13 protein-coding genes are annotated in these 12,703 nt (G+C 68.1%); 10 read left to right on the top strand and 3 right to left on the bottom strand.

Annotation, left to right across the window (positions count from 1 at the left end; all coding sequences use genetic code 11):
• The first annotated feature begins 129 nt into the window (after positions 1–129).
• Positions 130–1,218 carry a 3-dehydroquinate synthase gene (aroB, locus tag BTO20_RS18950; RefSeq protein ID WP_087077820.1) on the top strand — a complete coding sequence of 363 codons (1,089 nt, stop codon included), beginning with the start codon at positions 130–132 and terminating at the stop codon, positions 1,216–1,218.
• Positions 1,219–1,244: 26 nt separating this feature from the next.
• On the opposite strand, the gene BTO20_RS18945 is transcribed toward aroB, so the two are convergent.
• Positions 1,245–1,802, bottom strand: coding sequence for a B-4DMT family transporter (locus tag BTO20_RS18945; RefSeq protein ID WP_087077819.1), 558 nt, complete (start codon positions 1,800–1,802; stop codon positions 1,245–1,247).
• Between the two features lie 33 nt (positions 1,803–1,835).
• Here BTO20_RS18945 and BTO20_RS18940 point away from each other — a divergent pair, with 33 nt between their 5' ends.
• Genes BTO20_RS18940 through nusB form a run of 3 tightly spaced genes read left to right on the top strand, consistent with a single transcriptional unit; the run spans position 1,836 to position 3,986 of the window.
• Positions 1,836–2,921, top strand: a complete 1,086-nt coding sequence (locus tag BTO20_RS18940) for a M24 family metallopeptidase (RefSeq protein ID WP_087077818.1) — start codon at positions 1,836–1,838, stop codon at positions 2,919–2,921.
• A 26-nt stretch (positions 2,922–2,947) separates the two neighbouring features.
• Positions 2,948–3,511 carry an elongation factor P gene (gene efp, locus BTO20_RS18935; protein WP_018600316.1) on the top strand — a complete coding sequence of 188 codons (564 nt, stop codon included), beginning with the start codon at positions 2,948–2,950 and terminating at the stop codon, positions 3,509–3,511.
• Positions 3,504–3,986: a transcription antitermination factor NusB gene (nusB, locus tag BTO20_RS18930; RefSeq protein WP_087077817.1), complete on the top strand. Its 483-nt coding sequence runs from the start codon at positions 3,504–3,506 to the stop codon at positions 3,984–3,986. The genes efp and nusB overlap by 8 nt, the downstream gene beginning before the upstream one ends.
• A 160-nt stretch (positions 3,987–4,146) precedes the next feature.
• Here nusB and BTO20_RS18925 read toward each other — a convergent pair whose 3' ends face one another.
• The gene (locus tag BTO20_RS18925) at positions 4,147–4,392 is read right to left on the bottom strand and encodes a hypothetical protein (RefSeq protein WP_198344541.1); all 246 of its coding nucleotides are present in this window, start codon (positions 4,390–4,392) and stop codon (positions 4,147–4,149) included.
• Between the two features lie 282 nt (positions 4,393–4,674).
• Here BTO20_RS18925 and BTO20_RS18920 point away from each other — a divergent pair, with 282 nt between their 5' ends.
• The 6 genes from BTO20_RS18920 to BTO20_RS18895 are packed head-to-tail and all read left to right on the top strand — an operon-like array spanning position 4,675 to position 11,426.
• Positions 4,675–5,430 (top strand): GntR family transcriptional regulator, encoded by a 756-nt coding sequence (locus BTO20_RS18920; protein ID WP_232490765.1) that lies wholly within the window; start codon positions 4,675–4,677, stop codon positions 5,428–5,430.
• The gene (locus BTO20_RS18915) at positions 5,427–5,654 is read left to right on the top strand and encodes a 4Fe-4S dicluster domain-containing protein (protein ID WP_087077814.1); all 228 of its coding nucleotides are present in this window, start codon (positions 5,427–5,429) and stop codon (positions 5,652–5,654) included. Before BTO20_RS18920 ends, BTO20_RS18915 begins: the two co-directional genes overlap by 4 nt.
• 9 nt (positions 5,655–5,663) lie before the next feature.
• Positions 5,664–7,082: an ABC transporter substrate-binding protein gene (locus tag BTO20_RS18910; protein ID WP_087077813.1), complete on the top strand. Its 1,419-nt coding sequence runs from the start codon at positions 5,664–5,666 to the stop codon at positions 7,080–7,082.
• Positions 7,079–7,939 (top strand): ABC transporter permease, encoded by an 861-nt coding sequence (locus BTO20_RS18905; RefSeq protein WP_087077812.1) that lies wholly within the window; start codon positions 7,079–7,081, stop codon positions 7,937–7,939. Before BTO20_RS18910 ends, BTO20_RS18905 begins: the two co-directional genes overlap by 4 nt.
• The gene (locus tag BTO20_RS18900) at positions 7,936–8,733 is read left to right on the top strand and encodes an ABC transporter ATP-binding protein (protein ID WP_087077811.1); all 798 of its coding nucleotides are present in this window, start codon (positions 7,936–7,938) and stop codon (positions 8,731–8,733) included. Before BTO20_RS18905 ends, BTO20_RS18900 begins: the two co-directional genes overlap by 4 nt.
• A complete protein-coding gene (locus BTO20_RS18895) occupies positions 8,730–11,426 on the top strand; it encodes a fumarate reductase/succinate dehydrogenase flavoprotein subunit (RefSeq protein WP_087077810.1) in 2,697 nt (898 codons plus the stop codon). The genes BTO20_RS18900 and BTO20_RS18895 overlap by 4 nt, the downstream gene beginning before the upstream one ends.
• A gap of 46 nt (positions 11,427–11,472) precedes the next feature.
• On the opposite strand, the gene BTO20_RS18890 is transcribed toward BTO20_RS18895, so the two are convergent.
• Entirely contained in the window at positions 11,473–12,687 is a 1,215-nt protein-coding gene (locus BTO20_RS18890) for a serine hydrolase domain-containing protein (protein ID WP_087077809.1), read from the bottom strand.
• Between the last annotated feature and the right edge of the window lie 16 nt (positions 12,688–12,703).

Here is a 12,703-nt window from a genome sequence, read left to right as displayed (position 1 = left end):
CACGCTGGCGGCGGGGCCCGGCCACCTCGGGTGCCGACAAGGACCCGGCCGGAGCCACCGCCGTCCACGCCGACTCGACTGCCATACCCACACCCGCGGCCCTGGCCGCGCGCAACGCGGAGCGACACCATGACTGAGCCTGTGACCGTCGACGTTCTGACCGACCCGCCCTACCCGGTGATCATCGGCACCGGGTTGCTCGGTGACCTGGCCCGCACCTTGGAAGGGCGGCACAAGGTCGCCATTCTGCACCAGCCGACGCTCACCGAGACCGCTGAAGCCATTCGAAGTCACCTCGCGGACAAGGGAATCGACGCGCACCGCATCGAAATCCCGGACGCCGAAGGTGGCAAGGAACTGCCGGTCGTCGGATTCATCTGGGAAGTGTTGGGCCGCATCGGAATAGGCCGCAAGGACGCCGTCGTCAGCCTCGGCGGGGGAGCCGCCACCGACGTCGCGGGCTTCGCTGCGGCCACCTGGTTGCGGGGTGTGGACATCGTGCACGTCCCCACCACCCTGCTCGGCATGGTCGACGCCGCGGTCGGCGGCAAGACCGGTATCAACACCGATGCCGGCAAGAACCTGGTTGGGTCGTTCCATCAGCCAGCCGCCGTGCTCGTCGACCTGGCGACACTGGAAACGTTGCCCCGCAACGAGATCGTGGCCGGAATGGCCGAGATCGTGAAGGCCGGATTCATCGCCGACCCGGTGATCCTCGACTTGATCGAGGCCGATCCGCAGGCCGCCCTGGACCCGACCGGTACGGTGCTGCCGGAATTGATCCGGCGCGCCATCGCGGTCAAGGCCGAGGTGGTCGCGGCCGATGAGAAGGAATCGCAGCTGCGCGAGATCCTCAACTACGGCCACACGCTTGCGCACGCCATCGAACGGCGTGAGCGGTACAAGTGGCGCCACGGCGCGGCGGTGTCGGTCGGCCTGGTGTTCGCGGCCGAACTCGGCCGGCTGGCGGGCCGGCTCGACGACAAGACCGCCGACCGGCACCGTGCGGTGCTGACGGCGCTCGGACTGCCGGTCAGCTACGACGGCGACGCGCTGCCGGAGCTGCTGGAGTACATGGCGGGCGACAAGAAGAACCGGTCGGGTGTGTTGCGGTTCGTCGTCCTCGACGGGCTGGGCAAACCAGGCCGGCTGGAAGGGCCCGATCCGTCACTGCTGGCGGCGGCGTACGCAGAAGTGGCGCGGGACCCCAAGAGCTGAGGCTCCGCGTCACTGGCGCACCGGCTTTACTTGTTGTGCTGGTCGGGAATCTCGACCGGGCCGGTCTTCTCGGTGTCCTCCGACGGGGTTCCGGCATTGACCGCGGCGAACACATCGGTGTCGGCCCGCTCGTCCCCGACGTGGTCGTGCCTGGTGACCGGCGGCGCCTTACGGTCGACCAGCCAGCGGCCCAGCGTCACCCCGGCGACCGCGGCGAGGAACATCAGCAGCGCGGTGAACGCGGCGAACGTGGTGAGCTCGTTGAGCAGCGCCTCGACGTAGATGCTCTTGTAGAACAAGCCGATGATCCACGACACCGCACCGCTGACAACGCCCGCGAACAGCCCGGCCAGCAGCCAGGTCATCGCCAGATCGGCGCGACGGTCCGGGTCGGGATTGCGCCGGGCGTCCGCTCCGCCGTCGACATAGCCCCAGATGAACACGGCGATGGTGAACACCGCAACCAGCGTGATACTGAACCACATGGCGTTCTGAGGCGACGCGTTGATCAGTACACCCTGCAGCAAGCGCACGATCACCATCGCCGTTGCGAACACCACTCCGCGCAGTAACCACTTACTCATGAGGGCACAGCGTAGCGAGTAGCGTCACAGACCGTGACTATTTCCCAGCGCAGGGAGCGGCTGCGGCGTCGGCTGGAAGCGGCCGATCTACCCGCCATGCTGGTAACAGACCTGGTCAATGTGCATTATCTGTCCGGGTTCACCGGGTCCAATGCGGCGCTGCTGGTGCGCGTCGACGACGAAACGCCGGTGCTTGCCACCGATGGTCGCTACCGCACGCAAGCCGCTGCGCAGTGCCCGGATGCCGAGGTGATCATCGAACGGGCGTGTGCGCCGTGCCTGGGCCGGCGGGCGGGCGCCGACGGGGTGCGCCGGCTGGGCTTCGAGAGCCACGTGGTGACCGTCGACGCGTACACCGCGCTGAGCAAGGCCGCCGGCGACGGCGTCGAGCTGGTTCGGGCGCCCGGCGTGGTCGAGGCGCTGCGGGAGATCAAAGATGCCGGTGAGATCGCCATCCTGCGGCTGGCGTGCGAAGCGGCCGACGCGGCGCTGACCGATCTGGTGGCCCGGGGCGGGCTTCGGCCCGGTCGCACCGAGCGTCAGGTCCGCAACGAACTGGAGGCGCTGATGCTCGAGCACGGCGCCGACGGCCCGTCCTTCGAGACGATCGTCGCAACCGGGGCCAACTCGGCGATACCGCATCACCGGCCGACCGACGCCGTGCTGGCCGCGGGCGACTTCGTCAAGATCGACTTCGGTGCGCTGGTCGCCGGCTACCACTCCGACACCACCCGGACCTTTGTGCTGGGTCAGGCCGCACAGTGGCAGCGCGACATCTACGAGCTGGTGGCGACGGCCCAGCAGGCCGGTTGTGAAGCGCTGGCGCCGGGGATGTCACTCAGTGCCGTCGACGCGGCGTCGCGGCAGGTGATCGCCGACGCCGGGTATGCCGAGAACTTCGGCCACGGCCTCGGGCACGGCGTCGGATTGCAGATCCACGAAGCGCCGGGAATCAACGCCACAGCCGCCGGTACACTGCTTGCTGGCGCTGCGGTGACCGTTGAGCCAGGTGTCTACTTGCCCGATCGCGGCGGTGTCCGTATCGAGGACACCCTGGTCGTCGGAGAAACGGCACCCGAACTGCTTAGCCGGTTCCCCAAAGAACTGGCCATCCTGTGAACTGAAAGCTAGGAGCTACCCGAACCATGGCATCGACTGCCGACTTCAAGAATGGGCTCGTCCTGCAGATCGACGGCCAGCTGTGGCAGATCGTCGAATTCCAGCACGTCAAACCGGGTAAGGGCCCGGCCTTCGTGCGGACGAAGCTGAAGAACGTGGTGTCCGGCAAGGTGGTCGACAAGACCTACAACGCCGGCGTGAAGGTGGAGACCGCCACCGTCGACCGTCGCGACGCCACCTACCTGTACCGCGATGGCAACGACTTCGTGTTCATGGATTCCGAGGATTTCGAGCAGCACCCGCTGCCCGAGGCCCTGGTCGGCCGCAATGCGGACTTCCTGCTGGAGAGCATGCCCGTGCAGATCGCGTTCCACGAGAGCGCCCCGCTGTACCTGGAGCTTCCCGTCTCGGTTGAGCTCGAGGTGAGCCACACCGAGCCCGGTCTGCAGGGAGACCGCTCCAGCGCAGGCACCAAGCCCGCCACCATGGAGACCGGCGCCGAGATCCAGGTGCCGCTGTTCATCAACACCGGCGACAAGCTCAAGGTCGACACCCGCGACGGCAGCTACCTGGGCCGGGTGAATGGCTGATCGTCGTGGTGACCGCGGCCGCCACCAGGCCCGCAAGCGCGCCGTGGACGTGCTGTTCGAGGCGGAGGCGCGTGGTCTGACACCCGAGGCCGTGGCCGACGGCCGCATAGCGCTGGCCGAGGACGACCCCGAGGTGGCTGCGCTCAACCCCTACACGGTGACCGTGGCGCGCGGCGTGACAGAACACGCCGCGCACATCGACGATCTGATCTCTGCGCACCTGCAGGGCTGGACGCTCGAACGGTTGCCCGCCGTGGACCGTTCGATCCTGCGGGTGGCGGTGTGGGAGCTGCTGCACGCCGAGGACGTGCCCGAACCGGTCGCCGTCGACGAGGCCGTGGAGCTGGCCAAGGAGCTCTCCACCGATGAGTCGCCCGGCTTCGTCAACGGTGTGCTCGGCCAGGTGATGTTGGTGACCCCGCAGATCCGGGCGGCTGCACAGGCTGTCCGAGGGGCCGGCACTCAGGACAGTTAGCACTTGCACCGCGAGCGCGCGTGTTTGCGGGCCAACACGCCGTCATTGGTCGGCATAACGCGCACGCTCGCACTGCATTGGTGAACCTCACTGCGCAGCAGCGCAATCTGTGGCGTCCTCCCGCCAAATCGCTCACCAGTGGAAGGGCGTGACGAAACCCCTACTGCGGAGGCAGCACCGGAGGCCGGCACACATTCGCGACCGGATCCCACCACCAGCCGTTGTCGCACCCGAGCGGCGTGGTACCGATCGCGGGCCGGCAAGTGTTGGCCACGGGATCCCACCAGCCGTCTGGGCAGTTCGGCACCAGCGGCGCCTGGCAACTGTTTGTCACGGGATCCCACCACGAGCCGTTGTCGCAGTCTGCCCGGCTCACCGCGGGTGTGACCGCCGCGGTGAATGCCATCGGAACGAATGCCGCCACGGCGATTACGGCGGCGCGCTGCAGTGTCTTCACGGTGCCCTCCCTGGACCGTTCTTCAATGCATCTGTTGTCACCATAAGCGGTGCATCCGCGTTTCGATCAGCGCGATTGTAAATTCTCGACCCGCGGCAGGTGGCGCAATACCGTCCCGGCACCCGGTTTGACCTGGTGTGGGACCCGTTGCGGCGGCGTAATCAGTTAACCTGCGTCAGCAGTGGATTCGCCGCGCTGCACGGGCCTCATATGCGCCCTTACCGTGTTTGCGTGTCGCAGCCCGAAGCTCATCCCGGTCCGGTGCCGATCCGCCGTCCCCGCGCCGACCAGGCCCGTCAGGTGGCCGACGTGCTGCGCCATCAGATCTACGACGGGGCCTACGCGGACGGCCTGCCCACGGAGGCAGAACTGGCCGGCGAGTTCTTCGTCTCCCGCAACACCGTGCGCGAAGCCCTCTCTGTGCTCAAGAACGAGGGTTTGATCGACCGCGGCACCAAGGTCGGCACGCATGTGGCGGTCCGCAAGTACGACCACGGCCTCGACGCGCTCGTCGGACTCAAAGAGACGTTCAAGGACTACGGCGACGTCCGCAACGAGGTCCGGGCGGTACTGCACCTGGCAGCCCCGCCCGCCGTCGCGCGCAAGTTGGCTTTGGAGCCCGGCGCGCAAGTGGTCTACATCGAACGGCTGCGGTATCTCGGTGAGCTCCCCGTGTCGCTGGACCTGACGTATCTGGTCCCCGACATCGGGGAGCAGGTGATCGGCTATCCGCTGGAGACCAACGACGTGTTCTCGCTCATCGAGCAGGTCAGTGGGCAGCGACTGGGCGGGGCAACCTTTGCGCTGGAAGCGGTTTCGGCCGACCCGCACTCGGCGGCCACCCTGCAGGTACCTGCCGGGTCGGCGCTGCTGATGGCCGAGCGGCTCACCGGCCTCGACGACGGCAGACCCGTCGACCTCGAATACATCCGGATGCGCGGTGACCGAATCACCATGCGCGGCAATCTTGTTAGGAGCGATACATGACTCTGGTCAATCAGCGCGCCGATGTCCCGGTGACGATCGACGAGTCGCTGTGTATCGAGGGCTGCACGTTGTGCGTCGATGTCTGTCCTCTCGACGCACTGGCGATCAACCCCGCCAACGGCAAGGCCTACATGCACGTCGACGAGTGCTGGTACTGCGGGCCGTGCGCCGCGCGCTGTCCCACCGGCGCCGTGAACATCAACATGCCCTACCTGATCCGTTAGAGGACTCCCGTGAAAACAGCCCTGATCGCCCTTGCCGTCGGCGTCACGCTCGCCTCGGCCGGTTGCTCGCTGGATTCGGCAACGAAGTCGGCCAACACCGTCGACGTCGTCGTCGGCTACCAATCGAAGACCATCAACACCGTCACGGCCGGAACACTGCTGCGCGCCCAGGGGTACCTGGAACGGCGACTGGCCGACATCACCACCCGCACCGGCACCAAGTACAACGTGACCTGGCAGGACTACGACACCGGCGCTCCCATCACGGCGCAGATGGTGGCCGAGAAGATCGACATCGGCTCGATGGGTGACTACCCGATGCTGATCAACGGCTCGAAGACCCAGGCCAACGAGCGCGCCAAGACCGAGATCGTCTCGGTCACCGGGTACAACCCCAAGGGCGGGCTGAACATGGTTGTGGTGGCGCCGAATTCACCGGCACAGACACTGGCCGACCTGGCAGGCAAGAAGGTGTCGGCCAGCGTCGGGTCGGCTGGGCACGGCATGCTGGTGCAGGCACTCGGCAAGGACGGCATCGATCCCAACACCGGGGTCGAAGTGCTCAACCAGCAACCGCAGGTCGGCGCGTCCTCCCTGGAATCCGGTCAGGTCCAAGCGCTTTCGCAGTTCGTCGCCTGGCCCGGTCTACTGGTGCAGCAGGGCAAGGCGCGATTGCTCTATGACGGGGCCGAGTTGAACTACCCGACCCTGCACGGCGTGGTGGTGCGACGCGCGTACGCGGCCGAGCATCCGGAGGTGCTCGACGCGTTCCTGCAGGCACAGCTCGACGCGACCGACTTCCTCAACACCAAACCGCTGGAGGCGGCGAAGATCGTCGCCGACGGCAGCGGATTGCCCCAGGAGGTGGTGTACCTCTACAACGGGCCCGGCGGAACATCGTTCGACACCACACTCAAACCGTCCCTGGTGGAAGCACTCAAAGGTGATGTGCCGTACCTGAAATCGATCGGCAACTTCGCCGATCTCGACGTCACCGGGTTCGTACAGGACGCTCCGCTGCGCGCCGCGTACGCCGCCCGGGGCGAGGATTACGACGCGGCACTGAAGTCGACAGCGAATCCCTCGGTGCTCGGTGGCACCGACGAGCTATGCCAGGCGCCCGTCGACAACCCGGCGACGGCCAGTGAGCTGTGGCTGGACGGCGCGGAGAGCACCACGGCGGCGGCCAGCCCGACCTGCCTGCTCAAGGCCATCCGCGACGCCCAGGCCCGCGGCGCCAAGGTTCGCGCCGCCTATGTCCCCGACGCCGAACTGGGTACCCGGTGGTTCGCCGACAAGGCGGTCTGGATCCGTGACGGCGCCAACTACCTGCCGTTCGGAACCGCGGCGGGCGCACAACGTTACGCCCACGCACACCCGGGCAGCACCGTCGTCGACTACCAGCAGGCCCTGGCAGGTGCGGTATGACCACCACCGACGCCGTTCCTGTCTCGGGCATTTCGATTCCTGCGGCTACCCCAGAGGTCACCGGCCGCCGCACCGCCTCCCCGTGGCCACACCGTCTGGTGCGGGTGGCATCGGTGCTCGCCGCCATCGGACTGTGGCAGGTGCTGACGGCCAACCACGTTCGCGTCGGACTGCGCTTCGACACGCTGCCCACCGTCACCGAGATCGCGGCGGCGTTGGCGCACCGGGTGGGGGCTGAAGAGTACTGGCTGGATCTGGGCCAATCGTTGATCCGCATCCTCACGGGCTTCGGACTGGCCGCGGTCGTCGGCGTGATCACCGGCATCCTGCTGGGCCGCTCGACCCTGTTCGCCGACGTGCTCGGCCCGTTGACCGAACTGGCCCGGCCGATCCCGGCCATCGCGATGGTGCCGGTGGCCATCCTGCTGTTCCCGAGCGACGAGGCCGGAATCGTGTTCATCACGTTCCTGGCGGCGTACTTCCCGATCATGGTCAGTGTGCGGCACGCGGTGCGCGCCCTGCCGACCATCTGGGAGGACTCGGTGCGCACTCTCGGAGGTGGACGCCTCGACGTGCTGCGGCTCGTCGTGCTGCCGGGCATCCTGCCGGGCCTGTTCGGCGGGCTCTCGGTGGGCATGGGTGTCGCGTGGATCTGCGTGGTCTCGGCCGAAATGATCTCGGGCCGGCTCGGTGTCGGCTACCGCACCTGGCAGGCGTACACGGTGCTGAACTATCCCGACGTGTTCGTCGGCATCATCACCATCGGCGTGCTGGGCTTCGGCACGGCGGCAGCGGTGGAGCTGATCGGTCGCCGCGCCACCCGCTGGCTGCCGCGGGCCGAGGAGGCAACCCGATGAGCGCCCCCACGGTGACTGCCGGCATGCGGCTGGAGCTCGACGCAATCACGTTGTCCTACACCGGAAGTCCGGTGATCGACGGGCTGAGCCTGACCGTGCAGCCCGGCGAGATCCTCGTACTCACCGGACCGTCTGGCTGCGGCAAGTCGACGCTGCTGCGCGCGTTGACCGGGCTGCTGCGTCCCGACGCGGGCCGGGTGTTGGCCGACGACGTGCCGGTCACCGCCACCTCGCGGGATCGGGGCATGGTGTTCCAGGACAGCGCGCTGCTGCCGTGGCGCACGGTGCGGTCCAACATCGAACTCGCGCTGCAACTCCGCGGCGAGCCGCGCAATAGCCGCCGCGGCGAGCCGCGCCATAGCCGCCGCGGCGAGTCCAAGACCGGCAGGCGGGATCGGGCCGAGCGGTGGATCGACGAGGTGGGGCTGAGCGGCTTCGCCGACTTCCTGCCCAAGAGCCTGTCCGGTGGTATGCGCCAGCGGGTCCAGTTGGCCCGTGGTCTGGCCGGCGCGCCCCGCGCGGTGATGATGGACGAGCCGTTCGCCGCGCTGGACACTCAGACCCGCGCCGCCATGCAGCGGCTGCTCATCGACACCTGGCGGGCTCACCCCACCACGATCGTCTTCGTCACCCACGACGTCGACGAGGCGTTGACGCTGGGGGACCAGGTCGCCGTCCTCGGCCGCGCCGGCCAACCGCTGCGCGCGCTGCTGGAGGTGCCCGAACCCCGTACCGACCATGTTGGACGCTCGGCGTTGCGCGCCGAGATCATTGCCGCACTGGAGCAATCATGAGCGAACCCACCGTCATCCCCGACATCGCCGACGCGCTGCGCCTCGAGTGCGATGTGCTGGTGATCGGGGGCGGTACCGCAGGTACGATGGCGGCGCTGACGGCGGCCGAGAACGGTGCGCAGGTGCTGCTGCTGGAAAAGGCGCACGTGCGGCACTCCGGTGCACTGGCCATGGGCATGGACGGGGTGAACAACGCCGTCATCCCCGGCAAGGCCGTCCCCGAGGACTACGTCGCCGAGATCACCCGTGCCAACGACGGAATCGTGAACCAGCGCACGGTGTATCAAACCGCAACCCGTGGTTTCGCCATGGTGCAGCGGCTCGAGCGCTACGGGGTGAAATTCGAGAAAGACGAACACGGCGAGTACGCGGTGCGCCGGGTGCACCGCTCGGGGTCCTACGTGCTGCCGATGCCCGAAGGCAAGGACGTCAAGAAGGCGTTGTACCGCGTTCTGCGGCAACGCTCGATGCGCGAGAAGATTCGCATCGAGAACCGGTTCATGCCGGTGCGGGTGCTGACCGATCCGGATACCGGAAGGGCCATCGGGGCTGCCGCATTCAACACGCGCACTGGGGAATTCGTCACCGTCGCGGCCAAGGCCGTGATCCTGGCGACCGGGGCCTGCGGACGGCTGGGGCTGCCCGCGTCGGGATACCTGTACGGCACCTACGAGAACCCCACCAACGCCGGCGACGGTTACGCGATGGCGTACCACGCCGGCGCCGAGCTGTCCGGTATCGAGTGTTTTCAGGTCAATCCGCTGATCAAGGACTACAACGGGCCGGCGTGCGCCTATGTGGCCAACCCGTTCGGTGGCTATCAGGTCAACGCGCTCGGCGAGCGGTTCGTCGACTCCGACTACTGGTCGGGCCAGATGATGGCCGAGGTGAAGCAGGAGATCGAATCCGCGCGCGGCCCGATCTACCTCAAGCTCAGCCATCTCCCCGACGAGACGCTCACGGCCATCGAGAACATTCTGCACACCACCGAACGGCCCACCCGCGGCACCTTCCACGCCAACCGCGGACACGATTACCGCAGCCACGACATCGAGATGCACATCTCCGAGATCGGTTTGTGCAGTGGCCATTCCGCGTCCGGTGTATGGGTCGACGAGCACGCCCGCACCACTGTGCCCGGGCTGTACGCGGCGGGCGACCTGGCCTGCGTGCCGCACAACTACATGATCGGGGCCTTCGTCTACGGCGACCTCGCCGGCGAGCACGCCGCCTCGACCCGTGCCGATGTGGAACTGCCACAACAACTTCCGGCAGACCAACTGGCCGAAGCGCACGAGCTGATCTACCGGCCGCTGCGTCAACCCGACGGCCCGCCGCAGCCCCAGGTCGAATACAAGCTGCGGCGTTTCGTCAACGACTATGTGGCGCCGCCCAAGACCGCGACCAAGCTGTCGATCGCGGTGCAGACCTTCGAGCGGATGACCGGCGAGGTGGCCGGCATCGGCGCCCGCACCCCGCACGAACTGATGCGCGCCGCCGAGGTGTCGTTCATCCGCGACTGCGCGGAGATGGCGGCCCGCTCGTCGCTGACCCGCACCGAATCGCGCTGGGGTCTCTACCATGAGCGTGCCGACCTGCCCGACCGTGATGATCAGGGATGGCGTTACCACCTGAACCTGTACAAAGACGCCGACGGCACGATGCGGTTCGTCAAGCGCCCGGTGGCACCGTATTTCGTGCCGGTGCCCGGGCTGGAGCATCTGCCGTCCGATCATCCCGTGACGCCGGTCGAGCAGCCCGAACTGCACGGTGGGCGGGCGCCGGCCGAACCGCGCTCGCGCGTGCGCACCGAGGCTCCGGCGCAGCCGCCCTCGCCGCGGATCGCCGCGGTGCTGGCCCTGCAGGAGCCGTCGCTGGCCGAGCTGGGTGACTATCTGGCCGACGAGGATCCGGGGGTGCGGCGCACCGCGGTCGCCACGCTGGTCGAGCAGTTGCCCGACGGCTACCAGGCGGCACTGATCACCGCCCTGGGCGATGCTGACGCCGCGGTGCGGCAGGAAACCGCCGAGGGGGTCAGGGAACTCGTCGAGGTGCTGCCTGCGCCCGCACAGTTCGTCGACCGGTTGCAGTCACCGGATCCGGTGGTGCGTGCGGTCACGGTGTATGTGCTCAGCGCGCGACGCGTCGGTACTGCCGGCGCCTACCGTGCGGCGGTCGCCGATCCCGACCACCGGGTCCGCATCGAGGCGGTGCGGGCCCTGGTGTCCGTCGACGACGCAGAGGGGGTGGCCGAGGCGACCCGGGACACCAACCGGGAGGTGCGGATCGCCGCTGCCAACGGGTTGGCCACGCTGCGCTCCGGCGCCGCCGCGGTGCGCGAATTGCTCGCCAATCCGGACCCGTTGGTGCGTGCGGCCGCGTTGGCGTCGTTGGGCGCGGTCGGCTGCGACGATGTCGACGTGCCCAATGTGCAACGCGCACTGGGGGAGTCGGCCTGGCAGATCCGGCAGGGCGCGGCGCGCGCGTTGGCCGGTGCGCCGCCCGCGGTCGCGGTGCCCTCGCTGTCACAGGCGTTGACCGACCAGCACCTCGACGTCCGCAAGGCTGCCGTGCTGAGCCTGAGCCGGTGGGTGGGTACCGAGGACGCCGCCCGGGAGGCGCTCACCGGGGCACTCGACGACGGCGACGCCGACGTCCGTGCGTATGCGCGACATGCGTTGGCTCCGCGTTGAGGGCGGCGACTACTCGAACGTTGTCGCCTTCACCGCAGGCTCAACGTCAGCGTTCGAGGGCTTGGTAGGTGCGCCGGACGAAGCGGGGCTGGGCCGACTGCAGCCGGGCCAGTGAGGTGTTGCCCGCGACTGCGGCGGCGTCCACCGACATCTCCGGATGATTCTGAATCAGGTACAGCAGGATCAGGTCGGCCGACGGATCGGCCTGCCACCACGTGCCGTACGCGCCCGGCCAGCTGAACGTCCCCAACCCGCCGGGCCCGTACAACTGCCGAGACTTCGCCGGATCGGTCACCAACGACAGGTTCAGCCCGAACCCGCGGCCCACCCAGAACGGCGCTCCCAGAAAGGGATACTGCTTCTGCTCGGCGGTCAGCCGGTCGGTGCGCATCAACGTCACCGATTGCTCGGAGAGCACCCGTACCCCGTCGACGGTGCCGCCGGCCAGCAGCATGCAGGCGAACCGCAGATAGTCGTCGACGGTCGAGAACAGGCCCGAGCCGCCGGTGCAGAAGGGCGGGTCCACGATCGGCGGCGGGCCCATCACGTCATCGCGCAACAGCATTCCCTCAGCGGCCTTGCTGTCGAGTTGGTACATCGTCGCCGCCCGGCGCCGCCCCGCCGGGGTCACCGAGAACGCGGTGTCGGTCATGCCCACCGGCTCGAAGATGCGCTCGGCCAACACCTGCGCGAGCGGCTTGCCCTCGATCCGCGACAGCGCGATGCCCAGCACGTCGGTCCCATGGCTGTAGGTGAGCCGATCGCCGGGCTGATGGGCGAGCGGCAACTCGGCCAGCGCGGCCAGCCACCGGTCCTGGTCCTGACGCAACGGCAGCTTGCCGTACTCGCGGCTGAGCGGGCCGAGTACCGAGAACACGTAGGCCAGGCCGCTGCGGTGGGTCATCAGATCGTCGAACGTGATGGGTCTGCGGGCCGGTTCGGTCCGGTCCAGCGGACCGCGGGGTTCGGTCAGCACGCGCATGTCGGTCAGTTCGGGCAGCCAGCCGGTGATGGGCTCGTCGAGACGCAGCTTGCCCTCTTCCACCAGAGCCATCGCGGCGGCGATCGTCACGGGCTTGGACATCGACGCGATCCGGAAGATGGTGTCGCGCTGCATCGGCAGCCGGGCGTCGACGTCGCGGTAGCCCAGCTCGTTGACCTGCAGGACTTTCCCCGCCTGCCAGACCAGCGTGACCGCGCCGGAGAGCAGCCCGGCGTCGATGGCCTCCCGGATGGATGCTTGATTGCCGTCGAGGTTCACCCCGCCACGTTAGCCG

It is taken from the genome of Mycobacterium dioxanotrophicus (assembly GCF_002157835.1).
Classification (GTDB): Bacteria; Actinomycetota; Actinomycetes; order Mycobacteriales; family Mycobacteriaceae; genus Mycobacterium; species Mycobacterium dioxanotrophicus.
Note: the sequence above shows the minus strand (reverse complement) of the source record. Positions and strands in the feature narration are given on the sequence as shown.